Source organism: Yersinia fenwicki, assembly GCF_043099325.1.
Taxonomy (GTDB): Bacteria; Pseudomonadota; Gammaproteobacteria; order Enterobacterales; family Enterobacteriaceae; genus Yersinia.
Genome location: NZ_CP170755.1, coordinates 417,723 through 439,303 on the forward strand (window position 1 = coordinate 417,723; position 21,581 = coordinate 439,303).

A 21,581-nucleotide genomic window follows, 5' to 3' on the forward strand; every position below is an offset into this window, starting at 1 on the left:
AAACTATGAGCCTCTCGTTTGTCAGTGAGCAGTTACTCGCTGCTAACAAGCTGAACCATCAGGACTTGTTCTCAGTATTGGGGCAGTTGGCTGAGCGCCGCCTCGATTATGCTGATCTGTATTTCCAGTCCAGCTACCACGAGGCCTGGGTGTTGGAAGACAGCATCATCAAAGATGGCTCTTACAATATTGATCAGGGTGTAGGTGTGCGCGCTGTCAGCGGTGAAAAAACCGGTTTTGCCTATGCAGACCAAATCACTCTGAATGCTTTACAGCAAAGCGCTCATGCCGCACGTAGTATTGTGCGTGATATTGGCAATGGCAAAGTGCATACCTTGGGTGAGATTCGCCATCAAGCACTGTATCCGCTGCTTGATCCGCTGCAAAGTCTGTCGCGTGAAGACAAAATCGCTCTATTGCATCGCGTAGATAAAGTCGCGCGTGCTGCTGATAAGCGGGTGCAGGAAGTGAGCGCCAGCCTGACCGGCGTGTATGAGCAAATCCTGGTCGCCGCCACCGACGGTACACTGGCGGCAGATGTACGCCCACTGGTGCGCCTGTCAGTCAGCGTATTAGTGGAAGATAACGGCAAACGTGAACGCGGTGCCAGCGGTGGTGGTGGTCGTTTCGGCTATGACTACTTCCTGGAAACGGTGGATGGTGAAGTGCGTGCCGATAACTTTGCCAATGAAGCGGTGCGGATGGCGCTGGTGAATCTGTCCGCGATCGCAGCACCTGCTGGTGCCATGCCGGTGGTGCTGGGCGCAGGTTGGCCGGGCGTGTTGTTGCACGAAGCAGTAGGCCATGGCTTGGAAGGTGATTTCAACCGTCGTGGCAGCTCAGTATTCAGCGGGCAAATGGGTAAGCTGGTGGCTTCAGAGCTGTGTACCGTGGTGGATGATGGCACCATGCAAGGCCGCCGTGGCTCATTAGCTATCGACGATGAAGGAGTGCCGGGTCAATATAACGTGCTGATTGAAAACGGTATTCTGAAAGGCTATATGCAGGATAAGCTGAATGCGCGCCTGATGGGGGTTGCGCCGACCGGTAACGGCCGCCGTGAATCCTATGCTCATTTGCCGATGCCGCGTATGACCAACACTTATATGTTGGCGGGTAAATCAACACCGGAAGAGATTATTTCCAGTGTGGAATATGGCCTGTATGCCCCTAACTTTGGTGGCGGCCAGGTGGATATCACCTCCGGCAAGTTTGTATTCTCAACCTCCGAAGCCTATTTAATCGAAAAAGGCAAAATCACTAGCGCGGTGAAAGGGGCCACTTTGATTGGTTCGGGTATTGAAGCCATGCAGCAGATTTCGATGGTCGGTAACGATCTGGCGCTGGATAAAGGCGTCGGTGTCTGCGGCAAAGAAGGCCAAAGTCTGCCGGTTGGCGTCGGTCAACCGACCCTGAAGTTGGATAATCTGACGGTAGGTGGTACGGCGTAAGGTTTGTTAGATAACACCGTATTTTGGGTGCTCAGTTCAGTAGCAAGTTGAGTGCCCAATAACGGATGTATTTATCGATAACCCTGATATACCTCTGCAACGCGTTTAAAGTATTCGGTTAAATAATCAATGCAGACCTGGACTTTAAGCGGCATTTTGTCTTTCTCGGTATATAGTGCATATACCGGTCGTGGGTCTGAATGGTATTTTTTGAATAGCACTTCCACCTCACCGCGTTTTATTTCCTCAATAACCCACATTAATGGCGCATAGGCGATGCCCGCACCCGCTTTAAGCCAGCGGATCATGGTTTGCGAATCATTGGTGACAAAGCGGCCCTGTGGCGATATCTGAGTGGTAATACCCTCAGGTGCGATTAATTCAAAATTGCTATCTGGCCGTACACTGTATTCCAGCCAGGAGAAGTTCGTCATATCACTGGGTTTTTCCGGTGTGCCATGTTGTGCTAAATAACGTTTAGCCGCACAGACTACCATCGGCATAGAACCAAGGCGGCGTGAGAATAGCCCTGAATCTTGTAAAGCTCCGACACGAATCACCACATCCAAGCCATCAGCAATCAGATCCGGCGCAGGGATACCTGTCACCAGATTGACAGAAAGCCCTGGATATTCTTTCAGCATCTCAGCCGTCATGGTCGCCAGCACGTTTTGTGCCATAGTTGAAGAACAACCGATTCGTAGTGTACCGGTCGGGGTATTATTAAACGCATACAATTGCTCATGCACTTCCTGCACTTCCTGCAACATACGCCGGCATCCCTGATAATAAATTCGGCCAGCTTCCGTCAGACCAATACGTCGCGTGCTGCGGTTAAGCAGTTTCACATTTAACTCGGTTTCTAGTTTTGACACCGTTTGGCTTATCGACGATACACTCATTGCCAACTGCCGTGCTGCACCAGTAAAGGAGCCGCATTCGACGACTTTGGCAAAGACTGACATCCGTTTTAATCTTTCCATGGCTCACTCTGTGTTGATTGTTAACTCTGGCTTAAAAGTGATTTAGATCACACATTGTAGATAACTTGATAATAAGCAGGCTAATATACTGCTGTCGGTAGAACAGTCCGAAATTTGAAAGCCACGTAGCCGAAGTGTTACCTCGTCTCGTCCAAGTGCAGTCATACTAAACAATCAAGTTTAACCTATAAGTCAGTCTTATAGCTGGTGCTTTTGGTCGTGGCTGCTGTGATTGGATGTGTTTCAACTGAGTATCAGACTATTCATCCGGGCGTATTCACCGACACCCTATAACATGAAGGATTTACAGAATGAGTTTACTTCCGGTGATGGTTATTTTCGGTCTCTCTTTTCCGCCGATATTTCTTGAACTGATTCTCTCGCTGGCATTTTTTTTCGTTCTACGCCGTGTGTTGCAGCCCACGGGTATTTATGAGTTTGTCTGGCATCCAGCGCTATTTAATACCGCACTGTATGGTTGTCTTTTTTACTTAATATCTCGTCTTTTTTCCTGAGGTCGCCGTGAGCACTTTTTCATTAAAAATAATTCGCATCGGCATCACCTTGTTGGTGGTTTTACTGGCTGTTATGGCTATTTTCAAAGTCTGGGCCTTTTATACTGAGTCGCCTTGGACTCGTGATGCAAAATTTACCGCCGATGTGGTTGCTATTGCCCCTGACGTCAGTGGCCTGATTACTGATGTGCCGGTTAAAGACAACCAACTGGTGCAGAAAGGCCAAGTACTGTTTGTGATTGACCAGCCGCGCTATCAACAAGCGTTGGCTGAGGCCGAAGCTGATGTTGCCTATTACCAGACGCTAGCCGCCGAGAAACAACGGGAATCTGGTAGACGCCAACGCCTGGGGATTCAGGCAATGTCACAAGAAGAGATTGACCAGTCCAACAACGTATTACAAACCGTGCGCCATCAATTGGCGAAAGCTGTCGCGGTGCGGGATTTAGCCAAACTTGATCTGGAACGTACCACCGTGCGTGCTCCCGCCGAAGGGTGGGTGACAAACCTGAATGTCCACGCCGGAGAGTTTATAAACCGTGGTGCAACGGCGGTAGCTTTGGTGAAAAAAGATAGTTTCTATATTTTAGCCTACTTGGAAGAGACTAAGCTGGAAGGGGTTAAGCCAGGTCATCGAGCGGAAATTACTCCGCTGGGTAGCAACCGCATTCTGCATGGCACGGTTGATAGTATCTCTGCGGGGGTCACCAATAGCAGTAGCAGTGCGGATAGCAAAGGGTTGGCGACCATTGATAATAATCTGGAATGGGTGAGACTGGCACAACGTGTGCCGGTGAAGATCCGTTTAGATAGCGAAGATCAGCAGCATTCGTATCCGGCAGGTACTACCGCGACAGTGGTTATTACTGGCTCAACGGATCTCGACCCTAATCAGGCATCACCGATGGTGAAATTAATGCATCGTCTGCGCGAGTTTGGCTAACATGAGCAGCCCGACTTTTATCCGCCTGCGCTTTGCTTTTAAGCTTAGTTTCGCCATTGTGGCGGCACTGTTTCTGGGCTTCCATCTGCAATTGGAAACACCGCGCTGGTCGGTATTGACGGCGGCGATTGTGGCCGCTGGCCCGGCTTTTGCCGCCGGTGGCGAACCGTTCTCTGGTGCAATCCGTCATCGTGGCTGGTTGCGTATTATCGGAACATTCATCGGTTGTATTGGCGGCCTGATTATAATTGTTCTGACCATCAGAGCGCCGGTCTTGACCTTGATGCTGTGCTGCTTGTGGGCTGGGGTGTGTACCTGGATCTCCTCACTGGTGCGCGTCGAAAACTCCTATGCCTTTGGTTTGGCGGGCTATACCGCGCTTATCATCATTGTGACAACCGGTGAAACCCCGCTATTGACCCCTCAGTTTGCTGTTGAGCGCTGTAGTGAGATTGTGCTGGGGATCGTCTGTGCAGTGATGGCTGATCTGCTGTTTTCGCCGCGATCAATCAAGCAGGATATCGATCGGCTGGTGGATAAGGTGTTAGTGGATCAATATCAGCTGCTACAACTGTGTATTCGCCCAGCGGAAAAAACCGATATCGATCGTGCCTGGAATGATTTAGTCAAAAATACGAATGCACTCAATGGGATGCGCAGCTATCTAATGATGGAATCTTCTCGTTGGCAGCGCTGCAATCGCCGTTTACAGGTCTTACATACCGAGTCATTAACACTCATCACCCAGGCGTGTGAAACCTATCTGGTGCTCGCCAATTACCCCGATATCTTAACCGCTGAACTGAAAGCCCTGTTGAGCGAACCGGCACAAACACCGGCTGAAATTCATCAACGAATGAAAAAACTGCGCCAATTTATCGGTGGCAGCCACAGTGAGGACATTCCCGCGACCATCAGTAGTTGGGTTGGGGCGGCAACTCGCTATTTATTATTATCAAAGGGGATTCATACCAACAGCAGTATTAGTCTGGTTGAGGAAGATATTCTAACGGGCGTGGTACCGGTGAAGCATGTCTCAGCTGAGGGTCATCACGCGATGATTAATGGCCTGCGTACCGGTATTGCAACAGCAATTGGTGGCTTGTTCTGGCTCTGGACTGGCTGGACATCCGGTGCGGGTTGTATGGTGATGATTGCAGTGGTGACATCGCTGGCAATGCGAACCCCTAACCCTCGCATGGTAGCGATAGACTTCCTGCTAGGGGTGATAATGGCGCTGCCCATTGGGGCGTTGTACTTTATGTTTATCATCCCCGCTACGCAGCAGAGTATGCTATTGCTGTGTATCAGCCTGGGGTTGTTGGCCTTTATTATTGGTATCGAAGTGCAAAAACGGCGCTTGGGATCACTTGGTACGCTAGCCAGTACTATCAATATTATGGTGTTGAGTAACCCGATGAAATTTAATGTCAGCCTGTTTCTCGACAGCGCATTGGGTCAAATTGTCGGCTGTTTTGTTTCCCTGATTGTGTTGTTGTTGATCCGCGATAATGCTAAGGAAAGAACCGGCAGAACTTTGTTAAATCGTTTTGTTTACAGTGCAGTATCCGCGCTTACCACCAATAAAGCGCGCCGCAATGAAAACCATTTACCCGCGCTGTATCAACAACTGAATCAGCTTTTGATGATGTTCCCTGGTGATATAGATAAGTATCGTCTGGCTTTAACTTTGATTATCGCCCATCAGCGGCTCAATAAAACGGAAGTTCCGGTGAATGCTGAATTGAGTGCTTTCCATAAGCAAATTCGCTACACCGCGGATCGCGTCATTAATGCGAAGAACTCCCAGAAGCGCAGTTATTACTTCGCCAGATTATTGCAGGAACTCGACCAGTATCAGCAGAAATTAGTTGATTATCAATCACCTGAATCTGTTACCCGACCGGTAAAACGACTGGCAGACATGCTGCACCGATATCAGAGTGCGCTTATTTAGCAAATACTCGAAAGGAGCTAAGCTGTTCTCATCGCTTTTTCAAGGGCTATACTGAATCTGGAACTATCCTTCCTCGCCCTCCATTGATGGGGGGCATCATTTCCCGCAGGAGGTCGACAAGATGTCAGCACATAATCCATCACGCAATCCATTACAATCCCAGCGACACAGCGACGGTATTTATCATATTGGTTACTTCGTTGGCGGCACCTGGCATCAGGCGCAGGATACTTTCGAGGTCCGCAATCCTGCTACCGGTGAATTGGTGGCAAAAGTGGCTAAATCCGGTAAACATGAAACCGAGGCCGCCATTAAAGCAGCCAGTAAGGCTTTTCCTGCCTGGCGCAAAACCCCCGCTAAACAGCGAGCAGAGATTTTACAGCGCTGGTATTTGTTGATAATGGAACATCAACAGTCATTGGCCGAGATAATGGTTTCTGAGCAAGGTAAACCATTGAAAGAAGCATTAGGTGAGGTTGCTTATGCCGCCAGCTTTATTCAATGGTTTAGTGAGCAGGCTAAGCGAGCCAATGGCGAAATCATTCCGCCGGCCAAGGAAGGTGCCCGCATTCTGGCGACCCGTGAACCGGTCGGTGTGGTTGCGGCTATCACGCCATGGAACTTCCCACTGGCGATGCTCACCCGCAAACTCGGGCCAGCACTGGCGGCAGGTTGTACTGGGCTGATTAAACCGGCCAATAACATACCGCTATCTGCCTTTGCATTACTGGCATTGGCCGAGCAGGCGGGGGTACCCGCAGGAGTGCTCAATGGTGTTGCCGGTGATACCCATGCTATCAGCGATGCCATCATGGCCAGTCCTGAAGTGCGCAAAATCTCCTTTACCGGTTCGACCGAAGTGGGTAAGACCTTAATGCGTAATGCTGCCGCTACCATGAAGAAAATCTCCATGGAGTTAGGTGGGAATGCACCTTATATCGTATTTGATGATGCCGATTTAGGTGCTGCCATCGCGGGAGCCATGGCTTGTAAATTCCGCAATGCCGGGCAAGTGTGTGTTTGCGTCAATCGCTTCTATATTCAGGATGGCGTTTACGACGAGTTTGTTACCCGCCTGGCCGCTGAGGTTAAAAAACTGAAAGTTGGCAATGGCATGGATAAAGACGTCAACATGGGGCCGCTGATTAACCTGGCAGGTCTGGAGAAAGTGGAAGACCACGTAAAAGATGCGCTTGAGAAAGGTGGGCGATTATTGGCCGGTGGCAGTCGCCATGTCTTGGGCGGCAATTTTTTCCAACCGACTGTGATTGCTGATGCCACCGAACAAATGAAAGTGGCTTCTGAGGAGACCTTTGGCCCACTGGCTGCTTGTTTCCGCTTCAAAACGGAAGAAGAAGTCATTCAGCGGGCGAATAATACTCCATTTGGATTGGCAGCATATTTCTATACTCAGAACTTGCAACGGGTATTCCGGGTTTCAGACGCACTAGAAAGCGGTATGATTGGTGTGAACGAAAGCTCGGTCTCAACTGAGCTGGCACCTTTTGGTGGCGTTAAAGAATCTGGCCTTGGGCGAGAAGGTTCAGTGCTGGGGCTGGATGAGTTTATGGAAGTGAAAACCTTGCATCTGGGTAATTTATAATTCAGATAAAGGTATCACGTTGGTGGGTAGAGTTAGCAGTGGGTTATCGCGATGAGTAGCCAAAACATGATTGGAAGCCAGAAGGTTAAGGAGAACCATGAATAAACGACTTATGGCCATTCTGGCGGTGTTATTGCTGCTAGTCGTGGTGGCGTTCCGAGGCGTTGATAATGTCACTGCTCGTGATATTGGTCAGTCGCCGGAGCTTGAACGCCCGCGGTTATCGGCTCCTGCTTCTATTGAGCAATTGACTCAGCACCAACAGGTTGTTAAATATTTGCAATCTCATCACCGCCTGCCGGATTTTTACATTACCAAACAGCAGGCGCGTGGAAAGGGCTGGAACCCAAAAGAAGGGAACTTGTGTAAGGTACTACCGGGAAAAGCTATCGGCGGCGATCGTTTTTCTAACCGTGAACGTCAGTTGCCTGAAGCCAAAGGCCGCAACTGGCGTGAAGCTGATGTAAATTATCGTTGTGGGCATCGTGGTTCTGATCGGTTGCTCTACTCCAATGACGGCCTGATTTATCTAACTCAGGATCACTACAAGCATTTCATTCGGATGGAGTGAAAAGATGGTAAAAGTGGTGTTCGATTTTGACCATATACCTGATCTTCCTACTTTTTATCGCGCATTCGCCGAAAAATTTGCGCTGAGCGAAAGTTTTGGTGCCAATCTGGATGCGCTGTGGGATGTGGTCACAGGCGAGATAGCTTTACCGGTAGAGATTGAATTTATTCATTTCAATCACCGCCGGAAACGCCGTTTTGGAGCAATAGTTTTATTGTTCGAAGAGGCAGAAGAGGAGCTGGCGGGCAGCTTACGTTTCAATATTGTCTAATCAGACTATTTTACTTGCCATCTTGAGCTTGGACAGTGCTCGAACTCCTCACGTACTGCATGTACGCTCCGGGTTCTGCGCGCTGTCCGCACTCAAGCTGCCTGCGACGATTACGCCTGATTGAATAGACTACTGCTTCTCTGCCAATTCACGCAGATACTGGAAGATCTGGCGATACGATTTCGGCGGTTTATTCGCTGCTTTCTCTTTCTGGGCATTACGCACCAAGCTACGCAGTTGCTGGCGATCAGCTTCTGGATATAATTCCAACACGGTTGGAATGACATCATCGCCTTCTTCAACCAAACGGTCGCGCAGTGTTTCCAATTTATGGAATAGCGAGACTTGCTGGTTATGACGATTTTTCAGCTTATCCAGCGCGGTTTGAATCGGCTCAACATCGCGGGCGCGCAGCATTTTACCAATTAACTGAATTTGGCGGCGACGGCCTTCTTTCTTAATTTTCTGTGCCAATTCAACGGCAGCCAGCAGATCCTCATCTAACGGGATCTTCTCTAGCGCGTTTTTACCCAGCTCAACCAGCTCGGTACCGAGATCTTTCAGCGCTTCGGCATCACGCTTAATTTCACTTTTACTGACCCAGATAATTTCATCGTCATCGTCGTTTTTATCTTCTGGGACTTCATCTAGCCAGTCTTCGGGCTGTTTGTTCATGGTCAAATTCCTTAAAAAGAGGCTAATCGTAGCAGGTTGTGGGATTGCATATCCAGTAGCCACGGGCTGGACTACCGGATATCAACAACTTAAAGCATCATTAGGCGTCTAAAAACATCCTACAACATCCCAAAACCTCACAAGTGTGGACGGTTTGTGGACATTCCACTTAGCGGGTTTAGCATTATTGCATCCTGTAAATAGTCGGGTGCAAAGTGCGCATAAGTCATGGTCTGCTGAATGTTCGCATGTCCAAGTATTCGTTGGAGTGCGATTATATTTCCACCCTTCATCATAAAGTGGGTTGCGAATGTGTGCCGTAAAGCATGTACCGCTTGCCCGCGAGGGAGGTCAGGTTTTACTTTTTTTATTAGCTTATAGAACGTCAGGTAATGAGTTTTAAACAACGGCCCGGTTTCTATAGTTTTCACCTGGTCGGCGATCTCCTGTGAAATAGGTACGGAACGTTTTTTCCCATTCTTCGTTTCAATAAACGTCACTCGGTTATGAATGATGTTTTCTGCCTTAAGGCTCTTAGCCTCCCCCCACCTGGCACCAGTTGCCAAACAGAGTATGGCTATACGCCGCGCATCACCTTTCGCCGTGTCTAATAGTCTGGTGATATCTTCCGATGATAGATAAGACATTTCAGGTTGTTGCGTCTTAAGGCGTGCAAGCGATCTTATTGGGTGCTCGCCAAAAAACTCTTCAGCTTCGATCATCACACTGAATACACCACTAAGTACAGCAAGTGCGTGATTTACTGTGGATGCCTTTATACCATTAGCCAACCGTTTTGCACGGTAATCCATGAGTAAACGGTTGGTAATTTGATACATCATCGGATCACCCATGTCATTGCATATGCCCTCAATTGCATTGAGGCGCTTACTACCGTGCTTTAAATTACGCCCGTGATAATCCCACCACTTCGAAATAAACTCGCTTAAACGCCGCTTATCAGCAGGTTTACTTAACCATTCTTTATTATGGAAGTTGGCGATCACATACTTTTCAAAAGCGAGTGCATCGCTCTTTCTATCAAATTTACGCCGGATGCGTTTTCCATCGCGCCCGTGCGGCCGTAAGTCCACTTCGTAATGACCATCATCAAGCTTCTTAATCGACATTGCGAAGCCCTCCGATGTTGCTGTTATTACAGAAACTTAATGAATCAATGAAGCACAAAAAATCATTATGGAGAGTTACCCAGTCTTTTTGCCTGAGGACGGTGAGGTTATTTCGTTTTGCCCATAGTGTGCGAGAGCCGGTGCGATTTGCCCGGATTCAGGAGCTATTTCGCCAGTCATAAACCAGAGGGCATATTTTTTGTATCGTGGGTGATTGAGAATTTTCATAATCACATCGCCTTTTGGCACGCTATCGCCGGTTTCGTACCTCCATAAAGCATTCTGAGGAATGCCAAGTAAATCAGCCGCTTCGGCTCTACTTGTAATCCGCTCACTTTCCCTCATTAGTTTTAATTTTTCTGCAATATCAATTTTCATTTTGCATTTTCCAAAATATACATACATAATCCAACTCAACCGATACATCAGGGGGCTTCACATAACAAGTAAAGCCATCATGAAGCATCAGAAGAGAGCCATTAAGGATGTTAACAGATGCCAATAGATAGAAATACGCCAAAGTTTTCTGAGCCGGAGCCAATTACACCGCGCGAATTCTGCGCACGTACCGGCCGTAGTTATGGCTCGGTTGTGAACATGATGGATCGCAATCAGTTACCGGTTCACCGCGAGGGCCGTCCCGGCACCAAGCGACCACGCCGTTTCATCATGTGGAATGAATATTTAGAAGCGATGGCGAAAACTCGCGCCCTTTGCACTGGAGCAGAGCGGGAATGGATTGAGAATATAATTCGCAAGGACAAGCTAACCGTGATGCGGAATATCAAAGGTGGAGAAGCCCCGAATCAGAGCGCAACGGCATGACTACCCCATCGCCCAATAACCCCATCCATGAGCTAACCCGCATTAGCGATCACACTCACGGTTACCTTGGTTTTTCCATTACTCGCATTGACCGTAACAAGATAGACCACATCACCCGTTACCACGTTCGCCAGGGTGATGAGTCTTACGGCAAGTTCGACGCACTGGCGCAAGCCATTGAATACATCGACACACTCCACGAAATGAGGGATTGAAATGAAAAAGTCACTGATTCTACAACTCGCCAACATCGTGTTACAGACCCATCATTTTCACATGGAAGCGGCGCGCATCCGGCTTGACCAGGGCTATATCGGCAAATTCAACTTCATTCGTGAACGTAAGGTTATTACTGCAAATACCATTGCCAATCTGGATATGTTAACAACGCTGGCCGTGACCACTGGCGAGGGTGACGAAACGGTGTACCCATTATTGAGGGATGCAGTCCAGGGTTTCAGTGCCGGTAAGACATTACCCGAACCATTCAATGAAGTTTTGAGGGGCTAAAGCCCTTCCTCAAATAACAGATTTGCGAAAGGGTTTTATTTCTTACTAACCGAGCGAGGATTTAAATATGTCTAATTTTGTCAAAATAAAGAAAGACGACAAATACTTTATTCTTAATACTGAAAGTGTTGAGTCAGTACTTCCTGACGCTCCCGGCTCAATAATTAAATTCCTTAATGGCGACACTATACGCACGTTCGCAGAAATTGACGACATTGCCGCCGCCATTATTCCTGCTGATGGCAAGCCCGTTACCTTAGGCCGCGAAGAAACCGTTTTCCGCCGCCGCTATTACCACAACGACGCACACGCTGGGTTTATTCTTTACGCCAACGAATCAGATTTTGACGACGAAATGAAAGGGGACGTCATAAGGGAAATGGAAGGGCTGGGCGGTAAAGTCGAATTTAAAAATATCTTTATTTATGCCCCCGCCTCCGACGATAAGTCACAAGAGCTAGCAGAACCAATTGCGGACGGTAAGAGCTTAACTGTAGAGGTGGCACCCGGCTATTTTCTAACAAGAACCCCAGGAAAGGTGCGCACATCCACACCTGGGGTAAGTTTCAGAGAAATGAGAAATATTATTTCGGCGGCAATTAGTGAAGCGGCTTTTCAGGCTGAACCGGCACACTCCGACCCTCAATCTCACTTACCTGAATCCGAAGCTCCTCAATGAGCGCTTTCGCCTTTTCAAGTGTAAGTAGGGTAATTAAATTTTTGGCATCGGGTAGCGTTTCGTGTTCTTCAAGGTCGTATTCAAAGCGGATACCTACATAAGACTGGCCTGGCCCAACGAGATTAAAGAATTCCCATAGTTCGCCATTAGCCATGTTATCCAGTTCAGCATCGATATCATTGCTCATGCATTTTCCTTTTGTAGTTGGTGGGTATAGCGCCGGGGTTTCTTCTCACAGTATTAGCCGGCGCAAAAACAGTACCACAAAAAACGCGCGCCGGGCGCGATGCAGTACCCCGGCAACTATTCATTTGATGGAGATCACTTAATGACCGCTAATCAATGCCCGTCACTGGCTGCAATGCTACGGAACGGCCAGCAAGTAACGCACCATCGGCACATGCGTGGCTGGATTGAAGCGCCAGACGGTCGCGATTTTCAGCCTAAGGCTAGCGAAGTACAGTTTATTAAAGGTTGTCGTACTCCATTTATGACAAAGCCCAGGGCTAAACCCCGTTGGTGGGCGCGTCTGATGGGAATATTTGCGTAGGGGGATGTATGGCAAACACCGAAGAGGCCCGCGCCGTTCCGCTGACATTAAAAGAGCGGCAGCACGGCCTACAGCATGTAGCTGAAATTTGGTCTTTGCTCCCAAGCAAAAAACACCAGGGAGTTATACCGGCACTGATTAATGAAATGGGCGAGACAGACCCAAAAATGAAAGGTGCCATTTATTACCTTGCAGACATTCCCAGGGCAAGGCATGGCTTAGGATTTAAGGAGCTGCTACCGCAAGAGCAGAGAAATTTAGTTGATGCACTGAATAGATGGCGGGCATCAACCAGCTTATTACCGGAACGGATCACCTATATAGATTGTGAACCCTTACCGGATAATAAAAGTAATTAAATAAATACCTGAAATTAACAGGCGCTTTGTTGCGTCGGGATTCCCATTATCTAAAGGCGGGGTAATAGAATGAGTGTTGCACCGATAAAATTAACAAATGAGATAAACGACATAGAACTGGTCGAGCATTTTAATAATGCCCGCCGTTCTGAACGATTGTTATTGCTTGAGCGGTTAGAAAATAAACTGACTAATTTGAATATTTCCAGCATTTCAAAGGTGGAAGTATTTAAAGAGTTATCCACATGGATATCAGAAATGAAACCCGTTGTTAATTCATCCACTATTAATAAAGAGGTTAAATAATTATGTCTTTTGATAAAGGAACCAATGACTGCACCATAAATGCAATTAAAGGGCTGACTCACGCCATTGAGTTTATTAAGGATCGCTCACCCGATGTTTTTTTTAGCGACTCCGCCCAGCACTGCATCCCACAGTTGATAAATGCCGCAACTGAAATTGAGCGTCTTAATAATGAAGTGAATATATTGCGACGCGAGAATGTGAAGTTAAAAGCAGAAAATATGGAACCCATGACAGCTAAACACGTGCGCATTCATGAGCGCTGGACTGCAATTCTTGACGCTGTCGCTGTTACAGACGCGGGGAAAAATATACTTCACCGCGGTATGGATATTGATACGGCTACCGACAGAGCCATTTACGCCATAAGTAAAACCGAAACCGACCGCGTGATAGCCCAGCGCATAGCGGAAGCATTTCAAAAGGCACAACCTAAAGCGGAACAGGAAAGAGATGTAAATGCGGGGTGGTCTAATCATCATCCCTTCGACGCGCTGGCTTCATCAGGCCGTTCGTTTCTTGTCTGCGAATTTACTCATAAACCCGACAATGTTGCGCGCTATCTACCTCTTTCAACCGAAATAATTGATGAAGTAGTCCGCGCGTCAGCAATACACCCCCAATGGCCGACTGATGCACTTCACGCTGTTTCTATTCTCAGTGAGAAATCAGGCGACCTGACCGATGCCGCCGTTAATTACCATTATCACGATGGTGATTTAGAAGCGATCCGACATGAAGCCATACAAACGGGCGCAATGGCTTTGCGTGTACTGCTGAACATCAACAAATACAAACGACCGTCAGACGAAAAATAAAATTGAACATCCCCTACCACCTTGTGGCGGGGGAGATTTATTTATGGAGATTGATATGTCAGCAATATTTGAATTAGAAGCAGCAAGAAAACAAGGCGCAATAGAAACGGTTGAGAGAATTCGTACAATTGTATATGCGCATGCTTTTGCTATGGGCCTTTTACATGGGAAAGAGTCAGCGGATATCTATATAAAGTTATTTGACGATATATTAAAACCGCTAAAAGAAAGTATTGAGCAATCCGGCGGTGCAATATGAGCACCTTAAACCGCCACCTCGCTCCCTGGTCACCAGCCGAGCTAGCTTATTTACGTGAGAATATCGCAACAACCCGATATCGGGATATTGCCAAACGTTTGGGTAGGTCAGTGCCGGCAGTCAGGCGAAAGGCATTTCTTAATGGGCTAACCTCATTCCGCTGCAAATCCTGGGCACCGGATGAGTTAGCTTATCTTCGTGAAGCGGCAACAACAATCCGATATCAGGATATTGCCGAACACCTGGGCCGGACACCAAAAGCGGTGCAGCAGAAAGCATTTACCGAAGGTATAAACCCGTCAAATATTGGCGAACGCAACCGCAACGCCAGATACAGCGACTATGATGTTGAACTCTGCCGCGCGCTTTACGATGAAGGTGTAAAGCCTGCGATCATCGCCGAGAAAATGGAAGTTCCGGTTGCCTACGTCTACAAGGTCACCCATTACCGGTCGCGCCGAATGCCGACGCCCTGCGCCAGCATTCCGCAATGACCAACGCACGCGGCAGAATTCAGCCCACCCCGCCACAACCTTACCCCGGAAACGATGAAACGTTTGCCGGGGTTTACTCTTGGAATAAACCCAACACCGGCATAAGCCCGCGTCAAAATATTGCGCCGGTACAGCTCACCCCGCTAGCGCAAATGATAGCGGCCTACCATAAAGATATTGAAAACAAGAAAGCTGCCACCGAAGCCGCGCTGACTGACGAGGAACGCAAGGCCAAAACTCGGCATCAGTGGCGGCTTGATAATTTCGAAGACGATGAGGTTAAGCGTGAAATAACCCTTGCCTGGCTGGCCTTAGCCAGAGAAGCCGAACACCATAATCGCAGCTTAAAAACCCAGGCTAATCTTAACGACCAGCCAAAATTTATTCGTCAACCTATACAGCGACGCATTGATTACCTGTGTCGGGAACGTAGCGACGAGCGGGCTAATGATTTCTTAACCAAAATTGTCGAGAAAGCATTGTCACGCCTGGACGCAATGAGAGAAAAGCAACAAACCGCCGCACTTAGACACATCGCCAGCCGCGAGAGACTGGACGGTTTATTGCACCTGGCCGAACTTAATAAAAAAGAGGTAACCACACTGGCGACAATGGCCGCAGCCCATATGGATATGTTGCTTGATAGCCAAATGATGGCACTCCCGGTTGAAAATGCCACTCCAAGCCAGATATTGCGCATTTATCACGCTGTTGCTAACGAAGCCCTAAAGTTCTCGATCACCCCACCTAATTGGGACGCTCTCAACGATAAATTACGCCACAGGGGCCAAATACCTTATGACCTAATCCCCGGCGCGCTGGCTCGTCTACGCTGTGCCACCTGGTGGAAAGGTCGGTTATGGCGGCTGCGTTGTCAGTGGCGAGAGGAACAACTGCGCGCCGTCATGCTGGTACATAAGAAATCCTCCCCCTATATCAGCCAGGAAGCGCTTATTCATCAGCGCGAACAATGGCGGCGCTCTGCTGAGTTTATCCGCGCCCACGACCTGATTAATGACAGTGGTTTTGTCATGGATATGGAGCAGGTGGTCGAAGCCAGCGCCAGCAACCCACGCTTACGCTACATCGAAATGATGACCGCCTGTAAGGGCTTGGAGAATCTGGCAGAAATGCGTGGCGATAAGGCGATGTTTTACACAATAACCTGTCCATCCAGGTATCACGCCACCCTTAAAGACGGCAGACCTAATCTAAAATGGAGCACAAAAACTGTCAGGGAAAGCAGTGATTATCTGGTTAACCTTTTTGCCGGCATCAGGAAAAAACTCAACCGATTAAAATTGCGCTGGTATGGCGTGCGCATTGCCGAACCCCATCATGACGGAACCGTCCACTGGCATTTGATGTGCATCATGAAAAAACAAGACCGCGCCAAGATAACTCAGGTGATGCGAGAGTTTGCCATTCGTGAAGACCGCCAAGAGTTGGGAAGCAACATCAAGCCCCGTTTTGATGTGAAGCCGGTACTCAAAAGCAAAGGCACCATCACCAGCTACCTAACTAAGTACCTGGGTAAGAACGTGCGCGGCAGCAACATTAGAGGAAAGCTGGATAAAAAGACCGGTAAACCAATAGTGGGTAAAGAAACCGGACAGCCGCTAGGCGAAGATACCGAACGGGCGGTTGCCTGGGCTTCTCTTCACGGTGTCCAGCAATTCCGCTTCTTTGGCATCCCCTCCCGCCAGGCATACCGCGAGTTACGCTTGCTGGCCGGCCAGCTTCAACGCCAGGCCAAACCGGAACAGGGGAAATGGAAACAGGTATTACCCAATAAAGCGATGGATGATGTACTAGCCGCAGCGGATGCCGGCTGCATGGCAACGTACATCCTAAAACAAGGTGGCGTCCTCAAACCCCGCAAAGATCACCTTATCCGCACCGCTTACATCGAGTCAGAAACTCCCAACGACTACGGCGAACACGGCACTAAGATTTATGGCGTCTGGTCGCCGAGCCTGGGCGAAGAATCCCGCATCTGTACCCACGCCGACAATTGGAAAATGGTACGCAAGACGGGCAGCGACGACAACCAAGCCAAGGCCAGCGAAGCGGCCGCAGCCGTTGACCTTGATTTTGATTTTGCAGTTGAGGGCGGCAGTATCGCCCCTCGGACTCGTGGCAATAACTGTCCCCACCCCGACGACGAAGCCCTAAAGCAGCGTAAAAAACGCACAACACCACCGCCTGATTTAAGTGATTTTTCCAAAATAACGTTCACCCAACGGCGAGAAATGCGTGAGCGGTTGCGGAAATTACCGCCGCCGAGGTATGGCGGTGACGATAAACCCAAAGAGCCTCGACCGCCGACCATCGGAGAGCGGGCGCTGTCGCCTGAACTTAATGTATTGGTTGATAAAATCGATGATTTTGCGAACTCAATGCAGCTTGATATCAGTCGCGCAGGCTTACGCCGTCTTGCGATAGGGCAGATTGTTAGTATTGATGAGCTAGATTATCGGGCCGGTCAGGACGGCTGTTTATACACAGTCAAACGTAAGGGCTCCGATTGACTATTTGTGATATCCGATCCATAGTCTCGTTGCAGCGGCAAAATCCGCTGCCGGGATTTGCACCTCGGATATCACCCAACGCATGCCGCGTTACGCGGTTTTTTTATGCGCCGGCCAGACTCAACCTAAACAATGGTGGGCTGGCAGGGGAGTCGAAAGGCTCGCCGGGTCTTGGGTGACCGGTAGTGCAAACCCTGTCAGCTCACCACCCCTTATGAGATTTGCACCTCAACGGTGGTGATTTACTCATATTATTGAGGGCTCACCCATGTTCACCCATATGATTGAAGAAGACGCCTATCACCTTTTAACTCGCGCGATGCAAGCCACCAGTACACTCTCAAACTTAATCACCCGTTACGAAGAGCATTGTGGCGATTCAATACCAGCCTCTGAAATATCGGTATTTATCGATCACATTAACAACGATATTCGCGAGGGGCTCCAAGGCTGTGAAGAATTGCAAAGCTCACTGCACACGCAGCCACTGAGAATTGTATCCTCGCAGAGTGTGGAGTGAGATTATGACTGTATTTGATATCTGTGTTGGCCCTGACTATTTTGAACGGATCAGGCTTGGGATGTTAAGTAAGTTAATTTTCCCCTATAAACTCGGTTCTCGCCCTGTCGAGGGTGACCAGTTGCGAATCGAGTGCGCCCTCAATAGGCAAGTTATTAATGAAATATTGGTTGATATCATTATGGTATCCAAAGTGTCGGCGGAGATTAATGGGAAACATATGGTAGAAATAACTGTTCTACCCAATAAACCGTTGATATTCGTACCGTAGCTATACAAAAAACCCGCCGTTCGGCGGGTTTCTCTTATCCTGGCTGACCTTGTAACCAGTCCAGGGCTATTTGTTTTTCATCTGGCCGCAGCCTTTCCAGCAAAGCTTTAATCAATCCCTTATCACCCAAGCCGCTAGGGCTAACGGTATGTGAGCGGGTTAATTCATAAACGCTGGTTTCACTGCATTCCACATTGGTGCAGGTGTAATACAGGTTTGCAAGCTGGGGCGCTTGCCATACTGATTTGCGGTTATGCATCCGCGCACCACACGCCGTGCAAATAACCTTGATTGTCGCCATACCATCCCCCGAAAAACCGCCATCTTGAGATGATTTTAGCACTTTTTGCCGCTTATTTCTCATACGTTACACCCCATCACCTGGCGTGATAACAATCTCATTATCAGCCGGCTTGGTCAGTGGCAATCCATCACTGTTTAGCCCCTCAAATTGCAGGTGCAAATGGGGCGGGATTTCGGGATCATGCTTCACTGCACTGGCGAACATTCGTTGAAGCGGGATCACCTCATCTTTTCGATAGGTATCGCGCGCGTTTTCCGGGCTTGCCATCACCGCCCCGTTGGTGGGGATTATCCCCGCCAGGCCAGAGGGGAAACGGTGCGCGGTCAACACGTCTTGCGCGCTGATACTTTTAATATTGGCGAATTCATCTTTCACGCCGGCGTCACCAATCGGGATAAATTGCACCCCTTTTTCGCCACCGTCCGCGATATTGATAAACATCATTTTGAAGTTACCCACGCCTTTGGATTCCTCAATTTTTTTCGCGATATCCTCTTCCATTTCGTCGCTCAAATTGGGGTCGGTGGTGTAAATAATCCCGCCCGTATGCGCGCCGTTATGGAAATAGCGCCGCCTGAATATAGTGGCTTCTGTATTGAGTAAGGCGCTGTGCATCCCGCCGATATAATCCGGTAAGCCGTAAACCTGTTGCTGTGGGTCGTACTGGCGCAAAAAAATCACATCGCGCGCCGGGTAGATGAGCGGCGGGCCTTTCTGCAAGACCGAAAAATCCCCGTCCTTGCGTCGTCGGACATACAGCGCCGGCAGCGGTACCAAATCCACTACATCGCCCCAGCCGTTACGCACTTTCAATATAGCGATATCACCGAACAGCAAATAGTCATAAGCCGCCTGGCCCATTTCGCCCAGGCTCAGACCACCGCCGGCATAGTCGCTCACCACCATATTCTTGCGGGCGTACAGAACCCCGCCATGCTGGCCGCACATGTTGGCAAGTTGCGCCAGGGCTAACCGGTCGATGGGTTGCCGCCAGTGGTCGGCGGTCGAGTCGTACCAGATTTCGTGGTACTGCGTTCCCTGCGTCAGTATGGGCATCGGTGTGTCGGTCGTTACGATACTGAATGTGCCACGCCGTGCCGGCATAGCTTGCGCATTGGATTTTTGCTGTCTGGCGTTGTAGCGTTGTTTGCGTTTGTTCATTATTTTTTCCTGTCAGACGTCCCGCCCAGCCGGATTTCCGCTTGCGTTCGTTGTTGATGGGCTCGTTTATCACCGCATGGGCGATGGCAAAGAATCGGTCGGCATGGCCGGTGTCGGCGCTACGGTCAGCAACAAATGTCATGCCGCCGCCGCTCTTGGTGGTGGTGTGGCGAATGGCCATAAAGCTGGCCGCAATACCTTTATCCTCAATATCCCAGGCAATACGCTTGTGCTCGACCACATCGATCATCTTCATCACCAGGCGGTTTTTGCTTTCCTGGCTGTAACGGATCGGTGTCACTTCACGGCGCGCGAAGTCCTGCACCATTTCGCACACCGGCCCGCCAATACCGGTGGTATCTATGCCGATATGCGTAATGTTGTAGCGGGCCATGTATTCCTTGATGCGGCCAACCTGGTATTTAAAGGCGAAGCCGTGCCAGGTTTCGATATGCAGCACCCGGAACGGTTCGCCGTCCACTTGCGGCGGGGCTACCAGGACAAACGAGGCGGTATCACCGCTGCGGGCGGGGTCATAACCGGCCCACACTTCACGGTTACCAAATGGCCGCATGGCGTTGACGTCGTGATCTTCCCAGGTGCTCACGCTGGTGAGGCATTTTTCCAACTGGTCGAAGCGAAAGACACAATCGCCGATGTCGACGAACTGGCACATGTACAGCTGGTTAAAGGCGCTTGCGCTGTTTTCTTCCCGTATCTCTTCCAGATTGATAAGAATGGCGGCATCGCCATAGACTTTGGCCTTTTCCTCCATGTCAGCAACGGCGGTTTCAACCGTGGTGATATAACGCCAGTGGTTATCCGGGCACATAATCCCGGCTTCCATTTGCGCAAAGGTCGGGAAGTCGACGTTTTCCCGCGCCTTTTTGCCTTTACGCCATTCGTCACCCGTCCAGAACGGGTAAGCCTGATGCGTTTTAGCGCTGGGTGTTGAAATGTAAGTGCGGCGTAAATAGGTATGTGTGGCTATCGCAGCGGCCGCTTCTTTTAGTTTGGTAAACCCACGCTGATGGAAAATTTCATCTATGTAGACGTTGGCGCAAAAGCCCTGGGCGGTGCTGCTGTTGGTTGACAGGAAATGAAACTCTGCGCCATTGCTCAATACAATAGGGTCACCTGTCAATTCAATGCCGAACAATTCAAAGGCAAACTTGATGATATAGCGCCGGAAAATAAGCGACTGAGGGCGAGAGGCCGACAAGAACGCCTGATTGTTGCCGGTGAGAATGGCATCTTCCAGGGCTTCAAATGCGGCGTACCAGGTTGCACCGATTTGGCGTGATTTCAGCCATATCCGGTTACGGTGCAGCTTTGCTTCCCGCAGTGTGATTTGATAGTCATACAAACCATCAACAAACTCGTCAAAATCAGCCGCCACAATGCCGGCCACATTATTTCGTTTACCGCCACGCTTGCCGCTTTTCTTTTTATTGTCGTCGTCGCCCTCACTGGCTATCGCCTCAATGGTGCCACCGGCTCCCGTAGCAGATATCCCCCTCGCCGCCGCCTCTAAATTCATGGCGTGAATTTTTTCAGTATGTTTATGACGGCTGACAATTAACTTGCAGTGCATATCAATGTATTTATCGAGTTCTTTTAACTCAATATCATTTTTATTGGCTTTATCGACCAACACAGCCGCACGGCGGTTAATAACTGATTCTAAATCTTCCTCACTTAATAAACTGCGCCAGCCGCCTTTATCAGCCCAATAGTAAACAATCCGCGTTGAATTAAGATTTAATTCAGCGGCTATCTCTTGGGCTGTCCAGCGCTTTAAATATAACGAGCGCGCAACGCCTATTAATTCCTCTGGATATTTTGATTTTCTGCTCATGCCTCATTATGGCGGCTTTATTTATTCAAAATGACAA

The 21,581-nt window shown here is 49.1% G+C and carries 27 protein-coding genes; 20 read left to right on the forward strand and 7 right to left on the reverse strand.

Annotated elements, in window-relative coordinates:
* The first annotated feature begins 5 nt into the window (after positions 1-5).
* Positions 6-1,451 carry a metalloprotease TldD gene (gene tldD, locus ACF3VQ_RS01845; RefSeq protein WP_392433149.1) on the forward strand — a complete coding sequence of 482 codons (1,446 nt, stop codon included), beginning with the start codon at positions 6-8 and terminating at the stop codon, positions 1,449-1,451.
* A gap of 71 nt (positions 1,452-1,522) precedes the next feature.
* On the opposite strand, the gene aaeR is transcribed toward tldD, so the two are convergent.
* Positions 1,523-2,434 carry an HTH-type transcriptional activator AaeR gene (gene aaeR, locus ACF3VQ_RS01850; RefSeq protein ID WP_392433150.1) on the reverse strand — a complete coding sequence of 304 codons (912 nt, stop codon included), beginning with the start codon at positions 2,432-2,434 and terminating at the stop codon, positions 1,523-1,525.
* Between the two features lie 311 nt (positions 2,435-2,745).
* Here aaeR and aaeX point away from each other — a divergent pair, with 311 nt between their 5' ends.
* From aaeX to ACF3VQ_RS01880, 6 genes are all read left to right on the forward strand, one after another.
* Entirely contained in the window at positions 2,746-2,949 is a 204-nt protein-coding gene (gene aaeX / locus ACF3VQ_RS01855) for a p-hydroxybenzoic acid efflux pump operon protein AaeX (protein ID WP_392433152.1), read from the forward strand.
* 7 nt (positions 2,950-2,956) lie between these two features.
* Positions 2,957-3,892 carry a p-hydroxybenzoic acid efflux pump subunit AaeA gene (gene aaeA, locus ACF3VQ_RS01860; RefSeq protein WP_392433153.1) on the forward strand — a complete coding sequence of 312 codons (936 nt, stop codon included), beginning with the start codon at positions 2,957-2,959 and terminating at the stop codon, positions 3,890-3,892.
* Position 3,893: 1 nt separating this feature from the next.
* The gene (gene aaeB / locus ACF3VQ_RS01865) at positions 3,894-5,849 is read left to right on the forward strand and encodes a p-hydroxybenzoic acid efflux pump subunit AaeB (RefSeq protein WP_392433154.1); all 1,956 of its coding nucleotides are present in this window, start codon (positions 3,894-3,896) and stop codon (positions 5,847-5,849) included.
* A 121-nt stretch (positions 5,850-5,970) separates the two neighbouring features.
* A complete protein-coding gene (locus ACF3VQ_RS01870) occupies positions 5,971-7,452 on the forward strand; it encodes an NAD-dependent succinate-semialdehyde dehydrogenase (RefSeq protein WP_392433155.1) in 1,482 nt (493 codons plus the stop codon).
* 97 nt (positions 7,453-7,549) lie between these two features.
* Positions 7,550-8,023 carry a ribonuclease gene (locus ACF3VQ_RS01875; protein ID WP_392433156.1) on the forward strand — a complete coding sequence of 158 codons (474 nt, stop codon included), beginning with the start codon at positions 7,550-7,552 and terminating at the stop codon, positions 8,021-8,023.
* A 4-nt stretch (positions 8,024-8,027) separates the two neighbouring features.
* Complete coding sequence (locus ACF3VQ_RS01880; RefSeq protein ID WP_392433157.1) at positions 8,028-8,294, forward strand: barstar family protein; 267 nt, start codon at positions 8,028-8,030, stop codon at positions 8,292-8,294.
* 129 nt (positions 8,295-8,423) lie between these two features.
* Here the strand turns inward: ACF3VQ_RS01880 and yjgA are convergent, their stop codons facing one another.
* The 3 genes from yjgA to ACF3VQ_RS01895 form a co-directional block, all read right to left on the reverse strand.
* The gene (gene yjgA / locus ACF3VQ_RS01885) at positions 8,424-8,969 is read right to left on the reverse strand and encodes a ribosome biogenesis factor YjgA (RefSeq protein ID WP_005174310.1); all 546 of its coding nucleotides are present in this window, start codon (positions 8,967-8,969) and stop codon (positions 8,424-8,426) included.
* A 137-nt stretch (positions 8,970-9,106) separates the two neighbouring features.
* Entirely contained in the window at positions 9,107-10,099 is a 993-nt protein-coding gene (locus ACF3VQ_RS01890) for a tyrosine-type recombinase/integrase (protein ID WP_392433158.1), read from the reverse strand.
* Between the two features lie 75 nt (positions 10,100-10,174).
* Entirely contained in the window at positions 10,175-10,477 is a 303-nt protein-coding gene (locus tag ACF3VQ_RS01895) for a helix-turn-helix domain-containing protein (RefSeq protein WP_392433159.1), read from the reverse strand.
* A 117-nt stretch (positions 10,478-10,594) separates the two neighbouring features.
* Between ACF3VQ_RS01895 and ACF3VQ_RS01900 the strand changes: the two genes are divergently transcribed.
* The 13 genes from ACF3VQ_RS01900 (at position 10,595) to ACF3VQ_RS01960 (ending at position 18,221) form a co-directional block, all read left to right on the forward strand.
* The gene (locus tag ACF3VQ_RS01900; protein ID WP_392433161.1) at positions 10,595-10,924 is read left to right on the forward strand and encodes a hypothetical protein; all 330 of its coding nucleotides are present in this window, start codon (positions 10,595-10,597) and stop codon (positions 10,922-10,924) included.
* Positions 10,921-11,139, forward strand: coding sequence for a hypothetical protein (locus ACF3VQ_RS01905; protein WP_392433162.1), 219 nt, complete (start codon positions 10,921-10,923; stop codon positions 11,137-11,139). The genes ACF3VQ_RS01900 and ACF3VQ_RS01905 overlap by 4 nt, the downstream gene beginning before the upstream one ends.
* 1 nt (position 11,140) lies before the next feature.
* Positions 11,141-11,434: a hypothetical protein gene (locus ACF3VQ_RS01910; RefSeq protein ID WP_392433163.1), complete on the forward strand. Its 294-nt coding sequence runs from the start codon at positions 11,141-11,143 to the stop codon at positions 11,432-11,434.
* 67 nt (positions 11,435-11,501) lie between these two features.
* A complete protein-coding gene (locus ACF3VQ_RS01915) occupies positions 11,502-12,113 on the forward strand; it encodes a hypothetical protein (RefSeq protein WP_392433164.1) in 612 nt (203 codons plus the stop codon).
* 328 nt (positions 12,114-12,441) lie between these two features.
* A complete protein-coding gene (locus ACF3VQ_RS01920; protein WP_392433165.1) occupies positions 12,442-12,663 on the forward strand; it encodes a phage filamentation protein Fil family protein in 222 nt (73 codons plus the stop codon).
* Positions 12,664-12,671: 8 nt separating this feature from the next.
* Complete coding sequence (locus ACF3VQ_RS01925; protein WP_392433167.1) at positions 12,672-13,022, forward strand: DUF5347 family protein; 351 nt, start codon at positions 12,672-12,674, stop codon at positions 13,020-13,022.
* 69 nt (positions 13,023-13,091) lie between these two features.
* On the forward strand, positions 13,092-13,328 hold the full coding sequence (locus ACF3VQ_RS01930; RefSeq protein WP_392433168.1) for a hypothetical protein: 237 nt from the start codon (positions 13,092-13,094) through the stop codon (positions 13,326-13,328).
* Positions 13,329-13,330: 2 nt separating this feature from the next.
* Positions 13,331-14,146 carry a hypothetical protein gene (locus ACF3VQ_RS01935; RefSeq protein ID WP_392433170.1) on the forward strand — a complete coding sequence of 272 codons (816 nt, stop codon included), beginning with the start codon at positions 13,331-13,333 and terminating at the stop codon, positions 14,144-14,146.
* 43 nt (positions 14,147-14,189) lie between these two features.
* Positions 14,190-14,405 (forward strand): hypothetical protein, encoded by a 216-nt coding sequence (locus ACF3VQ_RS01940; RefSeq protein ID WP_392433171.1) that lies wholly within the window; start codon positions 14,190-14,192, stop codon positions 14,403-14,405.
* A complete protein-coding gene (locus ACF3VQ_RS01945) occupies positions 14,402-14,899 on the forward strand; it encodes a hypothetical protein (RefSeq protein ID WP_392433172.1) in 498 nt (165 codons plus the stop codon). The genes ACF3VQ_RS01940 and ACF3VQ_RS01945 overlap by 4 nt, the downstream gene beginning before the upstream one ends.
* On the forward strand, positions 14,896-17,430 hold the full coding sequence (locus ACF3VQ_RS01950; RefSeq protein WP_392433173.1) for a replication endonuclease: 2,535 nt from the start codon (positions 14,896-14,898) through the stop codon (positions 17,428-17,430). The genes ACF3VQ_RS01945 and ACF3VQ_RS01950 overlap by 4 nt, the downstream gene beginning before the upstream one ends.
* A gap of 268 nt (positions 17,431-17,698) precedes the next feature.
* Positions 17,699-17,950 carry a hypothetical protein gene (locus ACF3VQ_RS01955; protein WP_392433174.1) on the forward strand — a complete coding sequence of 84 codons (252 nt, stop codon included), beginning with the start codon at positions 17,699-17,701 and terminating at the stop codon, positions 17,948-17,950.
* A gap of 4 nt (positions 17,951-17,954) precedes the next feature.
* Entirely contained in the window at positions 17,955-18,221 is a 267-nt protein-coding gene (locus ACF3VQ_RS01960; protein ID WP_392433175.1) for a hypothetical protein, read from the forward strand.
* 34 nt (positions 18,222-18,255) lie between these two features.
* On the opposite strand, the gene ACF3VQ_RS01965 is transcribed toward ACF3VQ_RS01960, so the two are convergent.
* From ACF3VQ_RS01965 to ACF3VQ_RS01975, 3 genes are read right to left on the reverse strand one after another with little or no spacing between them, the layout of a single operon-like run.
* A complete protein-coding gene (locus tag ACF3VQ_RS01965) occupies positions 18,256-18,585 on the reverse strand; it encodes an ogr/Delta-like zinc finger family protein (RefSeq protein WP_392433176.1) in 330 nt (109 codons plus the stop codon).
* Between the two features lie 3 nt (positions 18,586-18,588).
* Positions 18,589-19,473: a phage portal protein gene (locus tag ACF3VQ_RS01970; RefSeq protein WP_392433177.1), complete on the reverse strand. Its 885-nt coding sequence runs from the start codon at positions 19,471-19,473 to the stop codon at positions 18,589-18,591.
* Positions 19,367-21,544, reverse strand: coding sequence for a terminase large subunit domain-containing protein (locus tag ACF3VQ_RS01975; RefSeq protein WP_392433178.1), 2,178 nt, complete (start codon positions 21,542-21,544; stop codon positions 19,367-19,369). The genes ACF3VQ_RS01970 and ACF3VQ_RS01975 overlap by 107 nt, the downstream gene beginning before the upstream one ends.
* Positions 21,545-21,581 lie beyond the last annotated feature (37 nt).